This window comes from Alkalihalobacillus sp. AL-G (assembly GCF_030643805.1).
Classification (GTDB): Bacteria; Bacillota; Bacilli; order Bacillales; family Fictibacillaceae; genus Pseudalkalibacillus.
Genome location: NZ_CP094656.1, coordinates 3321778 through 3341817, shown reverse-complemented (window position 1 = coordinate 3341817; position 20040 = coordinate 3321778). Strand labels below are relative to the sequence as shown.

Genomic DNA, 20040 nt, shown 5'->3' with positions numbered 1-20040 from the left:
TCTCATCACGAGAGCTCGTTTTTTGTTTTGTATGGACCCTACCTGTTGATTTTGGATCTTTTTTACTAAGCGTGGATGAATTATTGTCATTCGTGGTTGATATGTATAAACTTCACATTCCAATCACTCTGAAAATGCCTTATAAAATACAAAAAGGTGATTTTGTCTAGACAAAATATCTATTCAAATCTAATATTTAGGGTGGAGGTGTTTGAAATGTCAAAAACTTTAGCCGAAAACGCACAAAAATGTGAAATGAATTACAAAATACATTAAGCAGAAAAGCTGAACTTTAATTAAGGGGCGTTTTTCTGCTGAAGGGTGGAAATGAATTTGACGTTTTGGACTGCGCCCCGCGTTTATTTGACTTTAAGAGGCTTAATCGCACTCGCAAATACAATCATGTTTACCACGTATGCAATCTATTATGTCGTCGAACTGGGACTTAATCCTTTTCAATTGGTACTGATCGGAACGGTTCTCGAAATTACCATCGTTATCTTTGAAAGCATTACCGGCATTTTAGCGGATACGTATAGCCGCCGATTATCCATCATTATCGGAATGTTTATGCTTGGATCGGCTTACATTATTGAAGGCTCGATCCCCTTTTTCTCAGAATCGATGATGGCACTTGCGATTCCATTAATTGCGGGTGTTCTATTCGCTGAGTTCATTCGAGGAATCGGTGAGACTTTTCTTAGTGGAGCCTTACAGGCGTGGGTAACGGATGAAGTCGGAGAGGATAAGATCAGTTCGCTGTTTTTAAAAGGGACCCAGTTTAGCAGAGCTGCAATGGTAGTAGGTGTTGCACTAAGTGTCGGATTAGCTAGTATCGCGCTCAACCTTCCTTTCCTTGTTGGTGGTGTGCTATTTTTGATTCTGGGCATCTTATTAATCATGACGATGAAGGAAACGAGCTTTATTCCTGAAAAAATAGAAAATAGATCACCCGTAAGAGCGATGTATAGCACCTTTCAAGACGGGATTTCTGTCATTAAGGGCAGACCGCTTTTAATTATGGTGCTGTTCGTCACATTGTTTACAGGAGCAGCGTACGAAGGATTTGACCGTCTGTGGGAAGCTCACTTTTTACAAACATTTACGTTACCTGAGCTTGGAGACCTGAAACCCGTTGTCTGGTTCGGGATTATCACTCTAGTTGGGAATGTCCTTTCAATAATTGCAATTGAGCTTTTTAAGAAAAGGTTCGATACGACAAACCAGCAAATTGTGAAAAAAAGCTTGTTTTGGTTAACGTGTTGCCAGGTAATAGGTCTGATCATTTTTGGATTGGCAGGTAATTTTGCGGTTGCGATAGGCTGCTATTGGTTCCTATCCATTCTTACAGCAATCAGCTATCCGATCCTTGATACGTGGGTCAACCAGAATATCGACCGAAAAGTTCGGGCGACAGTGCTTTCATTTTTAAGTCAATCGGATGCACTCGGTCAAAGTGCTGGGGGACCATTCGTTGGTGCTGTTGGAACCCGCTACACGTTGAGGGCTGCGATGGTGTTATCTGGAATTTTATTAGTCCCAGCGGCCATGGTATATGGAAAAATCGCACGTAAAAGAAAAGACTTCAAGGCAGGCGAAAACCAATCAGCATGAGTGATTTTAGTTTTGAAAAAAGTAGTGTCCGATTAAAAAAAGTGGATTCCGGTCCGCTTTTTTCTTTTAGAATACATCACCTAATACTTGAAATTTCGATCAATACGACGCAAAATAAGAATACATAATAGTAGATGATCGCTTTGAAAGGAACCGAATTTTTATGATTGAAATTGGGTTAACAGGCTGGGGAGACCATGATTCGATCTACCCGCCAGACATTAGACCATCTGAAAAACTTCAGACGTACAGCAGTTTTTTTCCGACAGTAGAAATAGATTCATCCTTTTATGCTGTACAACCGATTCGAAACTACGAAAAATGGGCTCGTGAAACACCCGATCGTTTTTCATTTGTTGTAAAAGCGTATCAAGGAATGACGGGGCACTCCAGGGGGGACATTCCTTTTACGAGTGTGGAAGAGATGTTTCACCTTTTCAAAGAGTCGATTCAACCGCTGCAAGAGGCGAACAAACTGAAAATGGTCCTGTTTCAATATCCACCATGGTTTGATTGTAAACGGGAAAATATCGAGCAATTGAGAGCAGCCCGGGAAGAGATGAAGGACATCCCAGTTGCACTTGAGTTCCGCCATGAATCTTGGTTCCATCCATCGTTCCGTACGAAAACGCTTGATTTTATGAAAAGTGAAGATTGGATTCATAGCATTTGTGATGAGCCCCAGGCAGGCTCGGGTTCAGTTCCTACCGTATTGGAACCGACCCACCCGAAACATACGCTCGTCCGTTTTCATGGTCGAAACGTTCATGGGTGGCAAAAGAAAGGCAATCCGAACTGGCGCGATGTCAGATATTTATACAAATATTCATATGAGGAACTAGTGGAATGGAAAGAAAATCTGCAACAACTTGCTAAACCGGGGCACGAGGTTTGTGCGCTTTTCAACAACAATTCGGGTGGAGATGCCGCAAATAACGCACGACAAATGATCAAGCTTCTTGGGATTGATTATGAAGGCTTGGCACCAAGGCAATTAGATCTATTTTAAAAGGGCTAGCATTCTATAAACACCAAAGGAGACGATACAATGAGCGACACCCAAAAGCTTCATCTGTATCATACGAATGATTTACATAGTAATTTGGATCAATGGCCGAAAATCATCGATTATATAAAAAAACAACAGATGAAGCACAAAACGGACAACGAAGTCTCGATCTGTTTTGATATTGGTGACCATGTCGATCGGTTTCATCCGGTTACAGAAGGGACAGAGGGGCGCGGGAATGTGGACTTGATGAATGATGCGGGATTCCTGAATGCGACAATCGGAAACAACGAAGGGATCACGTTTTCAAAAAAGCAGCTGAATGAACTTTATGATAATGCGAACTTTCAGGTGCTCGTTGCGAATTTAGTAGACACAGATGGAAATCCCCCTCATTGGGCAAAACCTTATGATATCCACACGCTTCAGAACAGCTTGAAAGTAGGCGTAATCGGTGTAACTGCTCCGTTTACGACGTACTATGAATTGCTCGGGTGGCAAATTCTTGATCCTTTTAAACAAATCGAGAAGTGGTCGAATCAGATTCGGGGTCAAGTCGATATTCTTATCTTGCTGTCTCATCTTGGGCTTGAGGCCGATAAACGGATCGCCACAGAAAGTGATCAGTTTGATATTATTTTAGGGTCACACACGCATCATGTCCTAAAGAACGGCCTCCATCAAGGGAAAACGACGATCGGACAGGCGGGGAAGTTCGGTTTTAACGTTGGAAAAATGGAGATTGAATGGAACAAAGAACATAAAGAGATTCAATGCGTCATGGCTGAATGTATCGATGTCCAAGAGCATCAACCGGACAATGCAAGTGAGCAGAAGCTATTTGAACTGACTGAGAATGCCAACCAAAAATTAAACGAGAAGGTCACTGTACTCGATGCTCCCCTCGAATTGGAGTGGTTCAAGCCCTCCCCCTTTTCAGTTCTCTTATCCGAGGCGATCAGGGAATGGTGTGATGCTGAAATCGGGATGGTCAATGCCGGGTTATTATTGGAGGGACTTCCAACAGGTCCTGTAACGAAATCCGACCTGCACCGAATATGTCCTCATCCGATCAATCCATGTAGACTGCTGCTAAAAGGTGAATTCTTAAAAGAAATGATCCAGCATGCACTGACTGATGAGATGGAGCAATATAAAATTAAAGGGCTTGGCTTTCGTGGTAAGGTGATGGGAAAGATGATTTTTGACGGTGTCCAAGTCGAGAGTAAACTTCTACCCGATTATGAATACCATGTTCAGAAGATTTATGTTAATGGTGAACCTTTGGACCAAAAGCGAATGTATTCGATCGGCACGGTGGATATGTTCACATTCGGGCGTCTACTTCCTTCGGTTGCATATTCAGAAGAAAAGCATTATTACTTGCCCGAAATGCTGAGAGATGTTCTTGACTGGAAGCTAAAAAGCTTGAAAACATAGGTGATTGCCAACACTTTTTTCCCATCGAATCATATTATTTAGGGAGAAGGAGTGTGGAGGATATGATCTCAATTACCCCGATTGAGATAGAGGGTCATCTATTTACAGGAGTCACGGTAGCACTGCCGAAGACCAATTTCATGTCAATCAGCAATGACAAGGGATACATCATGTGTGGAGCTCTTGACGTTGCTCTCTTAAACGAAAAGTTAAAGGATCGAAAGATCATCGCAGGTCGAGCTGTTGGTGTTCGAACGTTGGACCAGTTGTTAGAGGCACCGCTCGAATCGGTAACATACGAAGCGGAAGCGTTAGGCATTACAAAAGGAACTGCTGGACGTGAAGCCTTACTTAAAATGGCTCGGTAATAGCGAAAGACCGGATTTGAATTGAATGTTCCAAAATAATAGCGATACAACCCCCTCCTGTTGCATAAACATAGCAATAGACAGGGGGTATACTTATGTGGAAAATGCGGAGACGTCCCCGAAATGGTCCTCTTCCATTTAAATATGTTTTCGTAATATCATTTGTGATTTTCGCCGTTTTAACGTTGATGGCATTAGTTTATATTAATAAAGGGATCGAACCAATTGTAATGAGTATTGCGGAAACAAAAAGCAAGCAAATTGCATCGCGAGCCATTAATGATGCGATTTCAAAAAAAATAGTAGAAGATATGAATGTTGACGAATTGTTCATACGGCATGAAGAGGGAACATACAGCTTTAACCCGAAGGAATACAGTCGGATTGTTTCTGAGGCAACGATTCGGGTACAAAAATATTTAGATTATGTTGAAGCAGGTAAAATCGATCAGTTCGATACGACATTGAATGATATAGAAATTGAATATGAACGGGCCGGGGCAGATGGAATCGTTTTTGATATTCCCCTTGGTGTTGCCACGAACAATGTTCTTTTTGAAAACCTAGGACCTAGAATACCAGTCCGTTTTGAAATCATCGGTTCAGTGGAGTCTAAAATACGGATGACAAAAGTCGAAATGGGTATCAACAATACGTTATTAGAGGTTTACATTGACTTTAAAGTCATCGCGAACGTCGTTATTCCATTTTCACAGGAGAACACGGTTGTTAAAAATGAAGTATTCATTGGTAATATATTCATTCCGGGAGATGTACCGTATTATTTTGGCACAGGTGATGATGCTCAGCCTGTTATCCCTATTGATCCGAAGAAATCCAAGGAAAACCAAGAGGACGGAAATTAAATGAAACTCAGGAAGACTTGTATTAATATAGCTATTCTGTTATAATAATACCTGTCCTAAAAATGAATAAACCTTATCATTCGATGAGGTAGAGGAGCATTTATCAATAGTAACTGATGTGAGAACGACGACGATGATCATCAGTGAAAGGGATATTTGCCGAAACACAAGCGTTTGTCGGAATGCTTGTCGTTGGGGCTGCATCAAACAGGTGTAGCACTGTCACTATTCGGGAATATTGAATAGTGATGAACTACTGATCGATGGGGGATAACCGTTACGAATAAAGGTAACGATAGGTTATTTTCTATCTATCGTTACCTTTTTTATATTTTATCGACAATTATAAGCTTCGATTTTCATCGTTACTCGGCTTCTCGTTTCTCACGTTTTACAAGGAAGAATGATCTTGGTCGATGTACATACATCGTGCAGCTGCGTCTAACTAGGTTGTTAACGTGTACCTGCGTCTACAGCTTAACCTAGGATGTAAGTTTCATCGGTACAACTCGTAGCTTATGGGCCAGTATCGCTTGTTGCTCACGATGAGTGCTTCCTCGGTGTAAGGCAGCAAGGATGCAAGTGGTAGCTTTCCACTAGACCTCGAACTTCTTGCTTCTAATTCGTTACATGTGAGTGATGTTCTGCCCGGTGTTGCTTCTGATTCGTCGATTATTTGGACAAATATTTGTAGGAGGTTTTTTTCTCAATGGAAAATACGATTTATTCTTTAATCCCGCCTTTGTTGGCATTACTGATGGTTGCGTTGACGAGGCGTGTGTTACTATCCCTTGGTGCTGGGATCATTGTTGGTGCTTTAATGCTGAATGATTTTAATATAGGTGCAACGGCGATGCATATTTGGGAAATTGTAAGAGGAATATTCGTCGTCCAAAACAAGGCCGGCGCATGGGAAGTAAATACGTGGAATGTATTTATTCTGTTATTCTTACTGTTATTAGGAATTATGACGTCTCTCATTGCAATTGCTGGTGGAAGTAGAGCATTTGGGGAATGGGCAAGTAAAAAAGTGAAATCACGTGTCGGGGCTCAAGTTTTAACGATTGTTTTAGGGCTCATTATTTTCATCGATGATTATTTCAACTCATTAGCTGTTGGGAATGTCAGTCGTCCATTAACAGATCGACACCGAATTTCACGTGCTAAGCTTGCTTACTATATCGATTCAACCGCAGCTCCAGTGTGTGTGATTTCGCCTGTATCCAGCTGGGGGGCCTATATTATCGGTTTGATTGGAACGATTTTAGCAACGCATGAAGTGACGAACGTTGGAGCTCTTGAAGCATTCATTAAAATTATACCAATGAATATTTATGCAATATCAGCATTGCTTTTAGTATTCGCAACAGCACTTTTTAACATTAATTTATTTTCAATGAAAACCCATGAAGAGCGAGCTGTCAATGAAGGTCTCGTTCATGATCCGGAGAAAAAGCAGATTCCTGGCGAACAGATGGACTTGCCTGAAAGTGATAAAGGGAAAGTTGGAGATCTGATCTGGCCGATAGTCGCATTGATTGTTGGTACTGTTGCAGCAATGTTATACACAGGCGCACAAGCGACACAAGGGGAAGTTACACTTTTGGCGATGTTTGAAAACACTGACGTCGCATTATCACTTGTTATTGGGGCACTAATTGGTTTAGCGGTCACTCTTGGTTTCTTCCTAGTGAAGGGATTACCGGAAAATCATCTCGGCCTCGGAACATGGAAAGGAATCCAGTCCATGCTTCCAGCGATTTACATTTTACTGTTCGCGTGGGTAATCGTAGCGATCATCGATGAAATCGGAACTGGAAAATACCTCGCAGGAGTTGTAGATGATAATATCAACATTGCATTTTTACCTGTATTGCTCTTCGTTATTTCTGGAATCATGGCATTCGCAACAGGAACATCGTGGGGAACGTTCGGTGTCATGATGCCGATTGCTGGCGAAATTGCAGCCGCAACGGACATCACATTTTTACTTCCGGTTCTAGCAGCGGTTCTTGCCGGTTCTGTGTTTGGAGATCACTGTTCACCGATTTCCGATACGACGATCCTATCTTCTACCGGAGCAGGAAGTAATCATATTGACCACGTAATGACACAGCTGCCATATGCGCTTCTAGCTGCTGTAATCAGTGCAATCGGGTTTCTAGTGCTTGGGTTTACGCAGAGTGTCTTGATTGCCTTGTTCGTTTCAGTCGTGCTCATGCTAATTGTATCCTTCATTTTGAAAAATGCAGATGCAGTGAACGTTGATACATCACCTGAAACATCTCCAGAAAAATAAAAATTGATGGTTAGAAGAGGTTGCTTTGAGCAGCCTCTTTTTATATGCAGTAACATATTTCAATATAGAGGCAGATTTTGCGGATACAAGTGGTCTTTCGATTTTGTTCACGGATCATCTTCAAGGCTAAATCAAGTATGGGAGTATCTTACCATATTGCCGATGAAAAAATTTAGATACATTTCACTAAAAAATTTTCATTTAGTCTTTGACATGGACAAGTGTAATAGATATACTAATAACGAAATAGTCTGAAAAAACTAAAGTTTAACACAATTGGTTTAACAAAAACAGAATGGGGGAGATTTAATGGAGAATCGTGCACAATGGGGAACCAGAGCAGGCTTTATTTTGGCTGCTGTCGGTTCTGCAGTAGGGCTAGGCAACATTTGGAGGTTTCCTTATGTAGCCTATGAAAATGGTGGAGGAGCTTTTTTCTTACCGTATTTATTTGCACTTCTAACAGCGGGGATTCCTATCTTGATTTTGGAATTCACTTTAGGACATAAAAATCGGGGATCCGCACCATTATCCTATTTTAGAATGAATAAGAAAATGGAATGGGTAGGATGGTGGCAGGTCGCAATTTCATTTGTCATCGCAACGTATTATTCAGTCATTATCGGCTGGGCGATTTCTTACACGTTCTTTTCCTTTGATAAGTCGTGGGGAGAAGATACAGGCGGCTTCTTAATGGGTGATTATTTGAAGCTTGCTGAAACACCAGGTGAATTTGGTGGTATCGTTCCAGGAGTATTCATACCATTACTTATTGCATGGGTCATCACGATTGGTATTTTATTTAAAGGTGTTAAAAAGGGAATTGAAAAAGCGAACAAGATTTTCATTCCAACTCTTGTAGTCATGTTTTTAATCATCGTTATTCGTGCTGTTACCTTAGAAGGAGCTACTGCTGGGTTAGATGCATTCTTTAAGCCAAACTGGGATAGCATCATGGACGGTAAAGTTTGGGTAGCTGCCTATGGGCATATATTCTTTAGTTTATCAATCGGTTTCGCAATTATGATTACTTATTCAAGTTATTTACCGAAGAAATCGGATATTAATAATAATGCATTTATTACTGGTTTTGCAAACTCAGGATTTGAATTATTAGCCGGAATCGGAGTTTTTGCTGCTTTAGGATTCATGGCAACTCAGGCTAACCAGCCGGTATCAGAAGTAGCAGATGCGGGTGTTGGTTTAGCATTTGCCGTATTCCCACAGATCATTAACGAAATTCCTGTCATGGGTGAAGCATTCGGAGTATTATTCTTCTTTTCTTTAGTCTTTGCAGGATTATCATCCTTGATCTCAATTTGTGAAGTGTTTGTTGCAGGGATTCAGGAGAAGTTAAGCATTTCACGTAAAAGAGCGATTGCATTTGGTGGCGGTGCAGCCGCATTAATTTCGATTATTTTTTCCACAAACGGCGGTCTATATTTCTTAGATGTTATCGATTATTTTGTTAACCAGTTTGGAATCGCGTTGGCTGGTTTGATCGAAGTTGTCTTAATTGCATGGGTATTCAAACAACTGAAGCCTCTTCAAGAGCATGCGAATGGTGTATCTGATATTCGAACTGGGTTATGGTGGAGAGTTTGCCTATCCATTATTACTCCTGTCGTTTTAGGTTATATGATGTTCGATCTATTGAAACAGAACTTCCTTCAAGAGTTCGACACAGCTACAGGGAACTATGGAGGCTATGAATCCGCGTTTATCGTATTCCCAGGTGTATTCATTGCGGTTGGAATTATCGTTGTAGGTGTACTTCTTTCTCTTAAAAAATGGAAAAAAGAATCTTCTGAAGAGAAAAAGGAGGTCGTATAAACATGGGAATGTCCGGTGGCGCAATTACAATGATGGTAATTGGAATGGTGATTCTATGGGGCGGTCTCGTCGCGAGTATTATGAGCGCAGTCAAAGCTGAGCGGGCGAAAAAATAATCTTACACGTACTGAATGATTTGAAAAAGGGATTGGCTCATCGTAGAGTCAATCCCTTTTGTTAGTGTTGGGAAGGATGTGCTTCTTTAGCGTGCCAGATACCGCGTTGATTTCGATTAAGCGTGTTATGTTTCAGAATCTCCAGCCCTTTCACTCACAAGTATAAGTGCACCGCTTGTTGCTAGGAAGCTTTTACCTCGCACGAAGAAAAAGTATCAGCTTTTTCGAGGAACAAAGGGAAACGCCTACTTTTAGCTTGGCGTTCGCAGAGATTTCTTTTGTCACACTTGAGCAGGCTTCTCCCGATTTCCTTTACTTTTTCCGATTTTTAATCCGTTCCTGGCGTTCCCATGCTCTTAAATACGGATATGGATCAAAGGACCATTCACTGTATCCGTTATACCGGTACATACCATAATGGAGATGCGGAGGGAACTTACCTTGGGTTCCGGGTGGTCCATACCCAGAACTCCCCACATAGCCGATCACTTGTCCAGGCTTAACAATTGACCCTTTTCCGATTCCTTTTTCAAACCCACGTAAATGTGCGTAGTAATGATACACATTATTAAGGTCACGAATTCCAACTCGCCATCCCCCAAATCGATTCCAGCCTGCGACCTCGACAATTCCATAGGTGGTGGCACGAACAGGTACACTGTAATCGGCAAAGATGTCGGTGCCTTCATGGATTCGAAGGCCGCCATAACCACGGCGATCTCCCCATGTGTTTCTGTAACTGTAATTTGAACGTAAAGGAACAGGGAAAGATCGGTCATGTAGGCTTAAGGTTTCAAATTCCTTAAACACCTTTGCCATTCCCATTATGATGCCGACCGTTTTATCTCGATGATAATATTCCCAGAGACCGATTTTCAGGTTCTCTTCATCAGATCCGTAAGATTGTAGGTAATGGGAAAAAGTGTAGAGTACATCCTCATCGTTTTTTCGATCGACTTTACCATCACCGTTACCATCAAGTCCAACGCCTTCGAAAATTGAAATTGTAGCGGGATTCGTATCATCAAGATTCGGGTTTAACGGCCCAACCCATTGTCTTGGTGAAAAATAGATTCCGATCAACCCTTTTTCTTCAGGCAAATCCTTTTGAGCACGACGAATCGAACGTTCATACTGATCGACTGCTGCTATATAATACCAGGGGATAGAGGTGATGGCTTCCATTTTATGATATAGTGCATACCTCCCGACATCTTCCTTTTGATAGGTTGATTTCGCATTTACTTCAGTTGTTGCCAAAGTTAACCCAATCATCATTACAAAAAACAATACACTAATCCATCTCATACAGGGAGTTCATTCCTTTCCTGTATCTATTCATAATGTTAGTTTGTATTGAACGGAACAAAACATTAATATCAAATCTTGGAAATTAGGTAAGACTTGAGTTGAATGGAACTTTAAACAACAATATGATAAAGTATAGAAGAAATTAGATTGGTGCATCGGAGTAGTATGAACTCAATGCCTGAATCTTAAATCAAATCCAACATTGGAGTGAATAAGATGGCAAAAAAAGATGAACATCTTCGAAAGCCTGAATGGCTGAAAATCAAACTTAACACGAACCAAAACTATACAGGATTAAAAAAGATGATGCGTGAGAAGAATTTACATACTGTTTGTGAAGAAGCCCGTTGTCCAAATATACATGAATGCTGGGCTGTTCGTAAAACAGCGACCTTCATGATCTTGGGTGATGTATGTACACGAGCATGTCGTTTTTGTGCTGTTAAAACAGGTCTACCGAATGAACTTGATTTGCAGGAGCCTGAACGTGTAGCAGATACTGTCCAGTTGATGGGGCTTAAGCATGCGGTAATCACTGCAGTTGCTCGGGATGATTTAAAAGATGGCGGATCAGGGGTTTATGCAGAAACCGTCCGTGCAGTCCGTCGTAAAAGTCCATTCTGTACGGTGGAGGTTCTTCCGTCTGACATGATGGGTAATTATGAGAACTTGAAAGCCTTGATGGATGCACGACCAGACATCCTCAATCATAATATTGAAACAGTGAAACGCTTAACTCCAAGGGTTCGAGCACGTGCAACCTACGAACGATCGCTGGAATTCCTTCGTCGTGCAAAGGAAATGCAGCCTGATATACCAACAAAATCAAGCATAATGATTGGGTTAGGTGAAACGAAGGAAGAAATAATCGAAACGATGGACGACCTTCGTGAGAATAATGTAGACATTATGACAATAGGGCAATATTTACAGCCGACGAAAAAACACTTGAAGGTTGTGAAATACTACCATCCAGATGAGTTTGCTGAATTGAAGGAAATCGCACTATCCAAAGGCTTTAGTCATTGTGAATCAGGTCCACTCGTACGTTCATCTTACCATGCTGATGAACAGGTCAACTCAGCAAAACAAAAAAAAGCAAATTAAATCAAAACGGGATTGATCAATTGATCATCCCGTTTTTACATATTTGTAGGAAGAAATAGTTCTTTTTTACTATTCGCGGCCGAACACACACATATTTCGGTGTTTTTAGAAAAACCACACGCAAAACTTGAAATTTGCGTAGGAATTGTACAGGAAGCATTCATTTATTACTCATGGCCCACTAAAATACCAAAATGCTTCATCAATACATGAAAAAACCGGAGTGAAGGAAAATCACCAGCTCCGGTCCTTATTCAGCTCACTTTGCTTCATCCTTGTTCAAGTTTTCGTTCATTTCACCTTCAAGTTCTCCGTTTTCATTTTCGCCTTCACTGATGCGTTTTCCTTGAGGGGACTTTTTCATTTCTTTAATCAAAGCATCGAGACTTCCTTCAACATTTTCTGAATTGGCATCTAAATTTTTATAGCGTTCAATGTATTCGAACAGAGTCGTGTCATCGGAAACATACACATGATACCAGCGGGGAACAACGGATATTGCTGTTCTTTTTACCATATCCGCCATCTTGTTCCGATTCTCCATTTCTGCATCATAGACGATCAGGACTTCCTCTGAAGTTACAAGTGTGGCAGAATCCCTTACATCCTCCATTTGCATGACGAGACGTGAAATTATATCAGAAAGTTGTTTTTTGTTGATTTGAGGAGCATTCTGAACCTGGCGCCTTCCTTCTCCGATGGGAGATTGAATCCGAGTGTATCCGAAGTCATCAATTGTCTCCTGCTGTGTTTGTCCAGGGGTTCCGGCCTTTTCATTTGCCTCAATGGTCGGGTTCATTCCATTCCCGTTTGCTCCATTATAATCATCATTTACTGTGCCACACGCTGAGAGTACCATAACACTGATTATAAAAATGGCACTTAATTGTTTTTTCATTCGTGTCACCTCCTGTATATAGATTTTGCTGGAACTTATAAGGTTATACAGAAGGAACTTGCGCATCTTTTACCGAATCGTGATAAAATAGAGAAGTGAAATGGAGTGATGGCGTTGATTAACATTCAAGGACATTCTTACGATGTAATCGAAAACTATCGAGAAGGTTGGAACGAAGAGGAATTTAAATCAAGATATAGCGAAATTTTACATAAATATGATTATATCGTTGGGGATTGGGGCTACAATCAGCTTCGTCTTCGAGGGTTTTTTAATGATGGCCATGAAAAAGCATCCTTTGATACGAAGTACAGTACAGTCCCTGAATACATTCTGGAGTACTGTAATTTCGGATGCCCATATTTTATTGTGAAAAAAGTGAAAAACAAACCGATTAACAATGAGGATAAAGGTCAAAATTGAAGTGATCTCATAAAAAAAGGGCATGACAACAAGTTTCGGTGCTGATGGAGCACCTTGTACACGTAGTTGTCTGCCCTTTTTGAAATTTAATGACTGTATGGTGGCTCGTCATTTTGATTCGGATCATCATGTGTCGGATGCGCACCCGGGTACTGTCTAGGTGTATCTTGATGAAGCGACTTGTTTTCGTAGTTGAAATTGCTGTAAGGTCGTTGATCTTCATCAAAAGGTGTCGTTTTTCCGAGTGGTGTAACGATAGGTGAACCGTATGGCCCTTCTGGTAAGTCTTCAGGGACGAGAAAACGGTGCATCGTTTCTACGTTTGAAAAATCGGTATAGTGCTCTGCGGCTTTATGATAACCTCTTCGTTTCGTTTTTCTTGCCAAAGGATACCACTCCCATCAGGCATTTTGGTAACGCATCAATGATGGGGTTGATTCTCCCCATTTTTATCATACCCGCGGAATGTAGTTTCTAATTGAATCGCCAGTTAACAACTTCTACATAAATTGGAAATGTTCACGATTCATCGTTTTATTATTTGCAAAAATAAAAACTTGAGCGGGGAAGCTTAACCCACTCAAGTTGCTTACCATCTATTATGAAAGTACTTCTTCCTCTAAAAACTCACTTAATTCGTTAGCATCCTCTTCGTTAATGTTATAAGCATGCTCAATATATCCTGGTTCCTCAAGGTCATCACTGCCAATGATCGCAAACCTGCTACTCTGGATGTCCAATACAAGCACTTTTCCATAATGACGATCCGTTTTAATAATCACGAGGTCGAACCGTTGATTTTCTCCCATAAAGCTTACAAATCGCGTTTTTGTTTCTTCTGTATCATCGTATAAATAAAATCGTTCTGACATTTTACTTCCTCCTACTCCATTACTAAGTTTGGTTTATGGTCCAAATGATGCTGTGTTTTAATCGATCGGATTGTTTTCGTCTTTGCACGCATGACGATCGAGTCCGTTTCAACATGGTCACCAGATAAAAAGCGAACGCCTTCAAGCAGCTCTCCGCTTGAAACTCCAGTTGCCGCAAAGATCGCATCGTCTCCCCGTACAAGGTCATCTAAGTTTAGAAGCTGTGCAGGGTCTTCCAAGCCCATTCGAATGCACCGTGCACGTTCCTCGTCATTATACGGGACAAGTCTTGCTTGCATATCACCGCCAAGGCACTTAATGGCAGCAGCTGATATGACACCCTCTGGTGCTCCGCCTGTTCCGATAAATAAATCAGTACCGGTGTGAGGTAATGCGGCAGCAATTGCAGCACCGACATCTCCATCACCAAACAGCTTCACCCGAGCGCCTTTTTTACGGATCCGTTCCACAAGTTCTTCATGTCTCGGTCGTTCCTGAATAATGACTGTCAAATCATGCAGACGTTTGTTGTTTGCCTCCGCGACAATGTCCATTGTTTTTTCGATCGGATCGGTTAAACGAACTTTCCCTGCAGCCGCTTTTCCGACAACGAGTTTTTCCATGTACATATCGGGTGCATGTAAAAGGCTGCCGCGATCTGCTATTGCAATGACCGCCATCGCATTTGGATGTCCTTTTGCAACTATATTCGTGCCTTCAAGCGGATCAACAGCTATATCCACCTCCGGACCATGCCCTGTCCCGAGCTCCTCGCCGATATATAACATCGGTGCTTCATCAAGTTCACCTTCACCGATGACGACCGTTCCTTTCAGATTCACAGAATCAAACATGGCACGCATCGCTGTTGTCGCAGCATGATCGGCTTCATTTTTTAGTCCGCGCCCCATCCAATGTGCGGATGCTAATGCGGCAGATTCAGTTACTCGAACGATTTCTAATGCTAATTCCCGGTCCATTTTCAGTCCCCCTGTATTTTTTGTATCAACGCAATTTGAATAAGGTTTAATATAAATTCATTTCAGTCAATGATTCGTATAACACATTGCATTTATAATGATAACAATTATTTGAGGAATAGAAAAATATTAGCTGAAAGTAAGAATTTTCAATTTTTTATGATACACTGAAAAGGAAGGGTGCAATCCAATGAGGTGATCAAATTTGGTAAAGAAATCGTCCGATCAAAAAATGGTTTGGAAGCACCTTTTTTCGTCGAATCGAAAGCTAAGGTTTTTCCCGCCACATTTTTGGTTGCGAAATCCTGTCATTTCCATTTTAAAAAAGGTAAGAAAAAACACTCACCCCATAGCAGTGGTCGTATTTGAAGTAGAGTCGTTCAAACATCAAATAGATCAATATGGATCGGAATACATACAAGAATTCAAAACCGACATGCGGAATTTGTTTAAGGAAGCAGTGTGTCGATCAATCGATGATCATCAAATTTTATTTTTACAGCAGTATTGGGGCGATGATGTCGTATTGTTAGTATCACTTGAGTGTGAAAACGATGTGATCGGTGACATAGAACGATACATAGCAACAATCCACAGTCACATTATGCAACAAATTCTTGTCCCGACTAGAGATGGTGGAAATGAAAAATATTTTCAAGCGGGCTATATGGTGCTTGATACCGACGAATCAGAGGAACTTTTACAGTCGTTTCAAGATACATACCAAAAGGCACTTGCGATGGCTAAAAAGAGCGGACAAACAAATTATAATCAGATGGTCCATGAGATTTCATCAATCATTCGTAACGAACAGATCTCCTTATTTTCACAACCAATCATTAATGTGGAGGATCGGAGCGTAAGTGCATGGGAGGTACTGACCAGAGGACCGGAAAACAGTCCCTATGAACACCCGTTGCAATTATTCAGCATGGCGCGACAAACGAATCAATTGTATCCTTTAGAATTGATCGTCATTAAAAAGGCACTCGACCGGATGGAAGGTGAAGAATCAATTTTCATTAACATTACACCTTTAACGGTCTCACATGAACGTTTTCCTAATGATGTCGATCGAATTCTGTCAGAGGCTCCGTCTGTAGACCCATCACAATTGGTGTTTGAAATTACAGAACGCGAATCCGTCCACCATTATCCACAGTTAAAAGCAAACCTGAAGGCACTGAGAAAAAAGGGGATGCGTATTGCCCTTGATGATGCCGGTGCTGGATTTGCGAATCTAAATTCGATTTCTTTCGTCTTGCCTGATATTATAAAAATAGATCGTTCGTTGATTTCCAATATAAACGGAAATAAACTGAAGGAGTCGATGCTGCAGGGCTTGCTTCATATTGCCAAAGAAGCGGATGCTCTTGTCGTTGCTGAAGGTATCGAGACAGCTGCAGAAGCATTTGTAATGGAACGGAACGGTGTCCATATGGTTCAAGGCTTTTTCTATGCTCGGCCACGCTTGATTCCAACAACGGTCTAAACATGATATAGAACATGTACAACTAGCAGGAAAAGACAGGTGATAGTATGTATTTTGTGGATCGAAAGAAAATTGAGGAATTAATTCATTATCTGGATTCTTGCCTACGAACATTTGAAGATGAATCATTCAGCAGTTCGGTGAAGGATGCCTTTGCTCTTGAACGAATTGCCCATATGATTATTGAAACGATCATTGATACTGGAAACAAGATGATCGACGGGTTTATCATGCGAGATCCTGGTAGTTATGAAGACATAATTGAAATTCTCGAGGACGAAACAGTTGTAACATCAGAAGAAGCAGCTGGATTAAAAAAGGTTATTCTTTTGCGAAAAGAACTCGTCCAAAGTTATACCAATCTCGACCATCAGAATATCGAAAAGGTACTGACGGAGCACTTAAAAGAGTTAAAGGTGTTTCCGGAAAAAATCCAGAGGTATTTAACAGAGGAACTCGGTCCTGTATCAGCATTTTTACCGGAAAATCAGTGAAAGAGGTTGTTCAAAGTTATAGTCGAACTATGTTTTTTTTGATTACTTATTGAACACTTACTTAATGGAAGCTACCTTGTGGTGGCTTTTTTCCATTTCGTAGAATATGATTTAGTTGGAAAGAAAACTATAGCGAGAATAACGTTAAAAGGAAGTGGCGTTTTGATATATGAAGGATATTTAATTGATTTGGATGGAACGATGTACCGAGGTAAAGAAAGAATTGAAGAGGCGGTTACTTTCGTAAAAGCATTGAAAGCAAAAGGGGTTCCATATCTCTTCGTTACAAACAACTCTTCGAGCACACGAGAACAGGTGGCAGAAAGACTTGAACGGTTTGATGTGCCAGCTTCGGCTGAGCAAGTCTTCAATTCAAGCATGGCGACTGCTGAATACATCGACAAGGATAAACGCGGGGCAAGTGTTTATATGATAGGGGAAAAGGGCTTACAAGAAAGCTTGATGCAAAAAGGAATCAAGCTTGTACATGAAAACCCAGATTATGTTGTCATGGGTATTGACCGGGGGCTTACATACGAAAAGCTTGCAAATGCTTGCTTGGCGGTTCGGAATGGAGCAACACTTCTGTCAACGAATAAGGATGTCGCTTTCCCGTCTGAACGGGGATTCGTACCTGGAAACGGTGCTCTGACAGCAGTCGTTTCGGTTTCAACCGGAGTGAAACCGATTTTTATCGGGAAACCAGAGCCGATCATAATGGAGCTCGCAATGGAGAAGCTTGGGGTCGCCAAGGAAAAAACGGTAATGGTCGGGGATAACTATCACACCGATATCCTTGCCGGCATGAATGCAGGACTCGATACACTGCTCGTCTACACAGGTGTAACGGCGGAAAGTGACTTGTCGAATTTGGAACGGCAGCCTACACACACGATTGAATCATTGGATCAGTGGAAAATCTAATCCGCTAAACGAGAAAATTTGGAGTTAGACGAGGAAATCCTGAGTTAGACGAGAAAATCCTAAATTAGACGAGAAAATCCTAAATTAGACGAGAAAATCCCGAATTACACGAGAAGTCAATGCATTCAGCCGAGAATGTCGGTACGACGATTCATCGTCATTCCGAATTTTCAGCACTATGGGCAAGACGACTGGAAGCCGCTGCAGCAATCGCGCCTACAATATCATCAAGAAACGTATGGCATGCTCCGGTTGTTTTGTCGTTCAATGCTTTTAAAATTCCAGGCTTCAGTTTATCGATATATCCATAATTCGTAAAACCGATCGATCCATATATGTTGATAATTGAAAGGGCAATGATTTCATCGACTCCATATAGCCCTTCGTCTTTTTTGAGAATGTCTAACAAAGGTTCTTCAAGGTCCCCCTTTTCGGCAAGAACATCGAGTTGTATGCCAGTTAAAATTGCATTTTGCACTTCACGCTTTGCGAGAACGCGATCCACGTTATGAAGGCAAACCTCGAAATCGAGATGAGGATGATAAGGTTTTTGCAGATAATAAACAAGCTCTGCAATATCGTTTTCGGTCACACCCCGTTCTTGTAACCATTGGCGTGCTTTTTGTTCTACGATGTTTTGATTTTCTGGTTTTGGATTATCTGTCATGGAATGGTCCCCCATCTCTTTTTTTGTTGATCACCTGCAAAACGGTTTTGCGTTAGACAGGTTTCCTTAGTATATGGCGTTTAGGTTATGTTATGAACAAAAAACAAATTTGCGAATAAATGATAAACACTCCCAATGTTTGTGTCATAAACTACTCATAAAAGGGAGGGGAGTGAGCGCTATTGTTAGAGCGTGAAATCTATCACTATTATCAATTGTATGTAGATAAGCGCCTTCGTATAGGGGACTATGATGGATTCAGGGCACATGGTCATTACTATATCGTTGTTCCGCTACAAAATAGAAGCATGCAGTCACTACAGGATATGCAATATATGATCACCTATCTAAATGAACGGGGAGTAAACGATATCCCGCAATGGATTCCCAATCAAAAAGGAAAATGGACATCCAGCGTCGAAGGAAACGACGTCTTATTGTTCCAATTGCCGAGGTTTGAAAAAAATGAGCGGAATACAATTGGAAGTCAGTTAGGGGAATTTCATCGTGCTGGTGAGCAAATCCCGATTTCAAATCAAGAAAGCTTGCGATACAACGAATGGGTTCCGCTTTGGTCTTCACGTTTAGATCAATTGAAGGAGCGTTATGAGGAAACGAGAAGGGCTGGGGTAAACAACGAGTTTGATTATTTGTTCGTTGACTCGTTTCCATATTACGAAGGTTTAACCGAGAACGCAATCCAATACATTGTTGATTACGAGTGGGACCGTAAAAGTAAAGAAGAGGGTAGCTATACGATTACCCATGAACGATTTCATCCGAATACCTGGATCCCGGTTAAGAAGGAAGACAATCTATATAGTAAAATGCCGTTATTCTGGGTGATCGATCATCCTGTCAGAGATGTTGCTGAGTACATCCGCTTTTTGGTTACACAAAAAGCAACTGGTGAGGAAATTTCCACATTCTTGAGTGATTATACAAAAGAAAAGCCTCTTACAAGAGGAGGATGGCGTCTTCTCTATGGCCGTTTACTTTACCCATCTACCTATCTGGATACGGTTGAATCGTATTTCATATCCAACCGATCGCAGCTTAGGAAAGACTCGACAAACCGGTTAAATTACGTATTATCCGTGGAAGAAAATCAAGAGTCGTTTATGAAAAACTTTTTTAACATTAGTGCAATACCGATGGAACATGTGAACATTGAACCCGTTGGCTGGTTAACGAAAGCCTAGTCAGAATGATGTTTACTGATAACCAAGAAGATTGTGAAGGAACAAGGGTGCCTGATTCAATAAAGTGGGTCAGTCACCTGAAATACATATCGGCAATCCGAACGATCAAGTAAGGATACTCAAGC

20 protein-coding genes and 1 riboswitch are annotated in these 20040 nt (G+C 41.2%); of the genes, 14 read left to right on the top strand and 6 right to left on the bottom strand.

What is annotated here, in order from left to right:
* Positions 1 to 333 precede the first annotated feature (333 nt).
* The 8 genes from MOJ78_RS17115 to MOJ78_RS17080 all read left to right on the top strand — a co-directional run bounded on the left by MOJ78_RS17115 (position 334) and on the right by MOJ78_RS17080 (position 9545).
* On the top strand, positions 334 to 1614 hold the full coding sequence (locus tag MOJ78_RS17115) for an MFS transporter (RefSeq protein WP_304978539.1): 1281 nt from the start codon (positions 334 to 336) through the stop codon (positions 1612 to 1614).
* Positions 1615 to 1777: 163 nt separating this feature from the next.
* Positions 1778 to 2623 (top strand): DUF72 domain-containing protein, encoded by an 846-nt coding sequence (locus tag MOJ78_RS17110; protein ID WP_304978538.1) that lies wholly within the window; start codon positions 1778 to 1780, stop codon positions 2621 to 2623.
* A 39-nt stretch (positions 2624 to 2662) separates the two neighbouring features.
* Positions 2663 to 4063, top strand: a complete 1401-nt coding sequence (locus tag MOJ78_RS17105; RefSeq protein WP_304978537.1) for a bifunctional metallophosphatase/5'-nucleotidase — start codon at positions 2663 to 2665, stop codon at positions 4061 to 4063.
* 62 nt (positions 4064 to 4125) lie between these two features.
* Complete coding sequence (locus MOJ78_RS17100; RefSeq protein ID WP_304978536.1) at positions 4126 to 4431, top strand: YunC family protein; 306 nt, start codon at positions 4126 to 4128, stop codon at positions 4429 to 4431.
* Between the two features lie 95 nt (positions 4432 to 4526).
* Positions 4527 to 5297, top strand: a complete 771-nt coding sequence (gene yunB, locus MOJ78_RS17095) for a sporulation protein YunB (protein ID WP_304978535.1) — start codon at positions 4527 to 4529, stop codon at positions 5295 to 5297.
* A gap of 81 nt (positions 5298 to 5378) precedes the next feature.
* Positions 5379 to 5561, top strand: a riboswitch (Lysine riboswitch).
* 445 nt (positions 5562 to 6006) lie between these two features.
* Positions 6007 to 7596 (top strand): Na+/H+ antiporter NhaC family protein, encoded by a 1590-nt coding sequence (locus tag MOJ78_RS17090; protein ID WP_304978534.1) that lies wholly within the window; start codon positions 6007 to 6009, stop codon positions 7594 to 7596.
* Between the two features lie 309 nt (positions 7597 to 7905).
* Positions 7906 to 9429, top strand: coding sequence for a sodium-dependent transporter (locus tag MOJ78_RS17085; RefSeq protein ID WP_304978533.1), 1524 nt, complete (start codon positions 7906 to 7908; stop codon positions 9427 to 9429).
* Positions 9430 to 9431: 2 nt separating this feature from the next.
* Positions 9432 to 9545 carry a methionine/alanine import family NSS transporter small subunit gene (locus MOJ78_RS17080; RefSeq protein ID WP_304978532.1) on the top strand — a complete coding sequence of 38 codons (114 nt, stop codon included), beginning with the start codon at positions 9432 to 9434 and terminating at the stop codon, positions 9543 to 9545.
* Positions 9546 to 9857: 312 nt separating this feature from the next.
* Here MOJ78_RS17080 and MOJ78_RS17075 read toward each other — a convergent pair whose 3' ends face one another.
* Entirely contained in the window at positions 9858 to 10853 is a 996-nt protein-coding gene (locus tag MOJ78_RS17075; RefSeq protein ID WP_304978531.1) for a M23 family metallopeptidase, read from the bottom strand.
* 219 nt (positions 10854 to 11072) lie between these two features.
* Here MOJ78_RS17075 and lipA point away from each other — a divergent pair, with 219 nt between their 5' ends.
* Complete coding sequence (gene lipA, locus MOJ78_RS17070; protein WP_304978530.1) at positions 11073 to 11963, top strand: lipoyl synthase; 891 nt, start codon at positions 11073 to 11075, stop codon at positions 11961 to 11963.
* A 259-nt stretch (positions 11964 to 12222) separates the two neighbouring features.
* On the opposite strand, the gene MOJ78_RS17065 is transcribed toward lipA, so the two are convergent.
* Entirely contained in the window at positions 12223 to 12861 is a 639-nt protein-coding gene (locus tag MOJ78_RS17065) for a YhcN/YlaJ family sporulation lipoprotein (protein ID WP_304978529.1), read from the bottom strand.
* 114 nt (positions 12862 to 12975) lie between these two features.
* Here MOJ78_RS17065 and MOJ78_RS17060 point away from each other — a divergent pair, with 114 nt between their 5' ends.
* A complete protein-coding gene (locus MOJ78_RS17060) occupies positions 12976 to 13284 on the top strand; it encodes a YutD family protein (RefSeq protein WP_370529732.1) in 309 nt (102 codons plus the stop codon).
* Between the two features lie 86 nt (positions 13285 to 13370).
* Here the strand turns inward: MOJ78_RS17060 and MOJ78_RS17055 are convergent, their stop codons facing one another.
* From MOJ78_RS17055 to glpX, 3 genes are all read right to left on the bottom strand, one after another.
* Positions 13371 to 13595, bottom strand: coding sequence for a hypothetical protein (locus tag MOJ78_RS17055; RefSeq protein ID WP_304981294.1), 225 nt, complete (start codon positions 13593 to 13595; stop codon positions 13371 to 13373).
* A 288-nt stretch (positions 13596 to 13883) separates the two neighbouring features.
* Positions 13884 to 14156 (bottom strand): DUF3055 domain-containing protein, encoded by a 273-nt coding sequence (locus tag MOJ78_RS17050; RefSeq protein WP_304978527.1) that lies wholly within the window; start codon positions 14154 to 14156, stop codon positions 13884 to 13886.
* 11 nt (positions 14157 to 14167) lie between these two features.
* Positions 14168 to 15136: a class II fructose-bisphosphatase gene (gene glpX / locus MOJ78_RS17045; RefSeq protein WP_304978526.1), complete on the bottom strand. Its 969-nt coding sequence runs from the start codon at positions 15134 to 15136 to the stop codon at positions 14168 to 14170.
* Between the two features lie 205 nt (positions 15137 to 15341).
* On the opposite strand from glpX, the gene MOJ78_RS17040 reads away from it, so the two are divergent.
* From MOJ78_RS17040 to MOJ78_RS17030, 3 genes are all read left to right on the top strand, one after another.
* Complete coding sequence (locus MOJ78_RS17040; protein WP_304978525.1) at positions 15342 to 16628, top strand: EAL domain-containing protein; 1287 nt, start codon at positions 15342 to 15344, stop codon at positions 16626 to 16628.
* 47 nt (positions 16629 to 16675) lie between these two features.
* On the top strand, positions 16676 to 17122 hold the full coding sequence (locus MOJ78_RS17035) for a DUF86 domain-containing protein (protein ID WP_304978524.1): 447 nt from the start codon (positions 16676 to 16678) through the stop codon (positions 17120 to 17122).
* Positions 17123 to 17287: 165 nt separating this feature from the next.
* Positions 17288 to 18046 carry a TIGR01457 family HAD-type hydrolase gene (locus MOJ78_RS17030; protein ID WP_304981293.1) on the top strand — a complete coding sequence of 253 codons (759 nt, stop codon included), beginning with the start codon at positions 17288 to 17290 and terminating at the stop codon, positions 18044 to 18046.
* Positions 18047 to 18203: 157 nt separating this feature from the next.
* Here the strand turns inward: MOJ78_RS17030 and MOJ78_RS17025 are convergent, their stop codons facing one another.
* Complete coding sequence (locus MOJ78_RS17025; RefSeq protein ID WP_304978523.1) at positions 18204 to 18713, bottom strand: phosphatidylglycerophosphatase A family protein; 510 nt, start codon at positions 18711 to 18713, stop codon at positions 18204 to 18206.
* A gap of 182 nt (positions 18714 to 18895) precedes the next feature.
* Between MOJ78_RS17025 and yutH the strand changes: the two genes are divergently transcribed.
* On the top strand, positions 18896 to 19915 hold the full coding sequence (gene yutH / locus MOJ78_RS17020) for a spore coat putative kinase YutH (RefSeq protein WP_304978522.1): 1020 nt from the start codon (positions 18896 to 18898) through the stop codon (positions 19913 to 19915).
* Positions 19916 to 20040: the final 125 nt, after the last annotated feature.

Bases quoted from the DNA above. Each gene is read 5' to 3' on its own strand.
- MOJ78_RS17100 (WP_304978536.1), top strand. From the start codon at position 4,126: ATGATCTCAATTACCCCGATTGAGATAGAGGGTCATCTATTTACAGGA.
- MOJ78_RS17055 (WP_304981294.1), bottom strand. From the start codon at position 13,595: ATGCACCGTTTTCTCGTCCCTGAAGACTTACCAGAAGGGCCATACGGT.
- lipA (WP_304978530.1), top strand. From the start codon at position 11,073: ATGGCAAAAAAAGATGAACATCTTCGAAAGCCTGAATGGCTGAAAATC.
- MOJ78_RS17075 (WP_304978531.1), bottom strand. From the start codon at position 10,853: ATGAGATGGATTAGTGTATTGTTTTTTGTAATGATGATTGGGTTAACT.
- glpX (WP_304978526.1), bottom strand. From the start codon at position 15,136: ATGGACCGGGAATTAGCATTAGAAATCGTTCGAGTAACTGAATCTGCC.
- MOJ78_RS17085 (WP_304978533.1), top strand. From the start codon at position 7,906: ATGGAGAATCGTGCACAATGGGGAACCAGAGCAGGCTTTATTTTGGCT.
- MOJ78_RS17105 (WP_304978537.1), top strand. From the start codon at position 2,663: ATGAGCGACACCCAAAAGCTTCATCTGTATCATACGAATGATTTACAT.
- MOJ78_RS17050 (WP_304978527.1), bottom strand. From the start codon at position 14,156: ATGTCAGAACGATTTTATTTATACGATGATACAGAAGAAACAAAAACG.
- yunB (WP_304978535.1), top strand. From the start codon at position 4,527: ATGTGGAAAATGCGGAGACGTCCCCGAAATGGTCCTCTTCCATTTAAA.
- MOJ78_RS17110 (WP_304978538.1), top strand. From the start codon at position 1,778: ATGATTGAAATTGGGTTAACAGGCTGGGGAGACCATGATTCGATCTAC.
- MOJ78_RS17080 (WP_304978532.1), top strand. From the start codon at position 9,432: ATGGGAATGTCCGGTGGCGCAATTACAATGATGGTAATTGGAATGGTG.
- MOJ78_RS17035 (WP_304978524.1), top strand. From the start codon at position 16,676: ATGTATTTTGTGGATCGAAAGAAAATTGAGGAATTAATTCATTATCTG.
- MOJ78_RS17025 (WP_304978523.1), bottom strand. From the start codon at position 18,713: ATGACAGATAATCCAAAACCAGAAAATCAAAACATCGTAGAACAAAAA.
- MOJ78_RS17090 (WP_304978534.1), top strand. From the start codon at position 6,007: ATGGAAAATACGATTTATTCTTTAATCCCGCCTTTGTTGGCATTACTG.
- MOJ78_RS17065 (WP_304978529.1), bottom strand. From the start codon at position 12,861: ATGAAAAAACAATTAAGTGCCATTTTTATAATCAGTGTTATGGTACTC.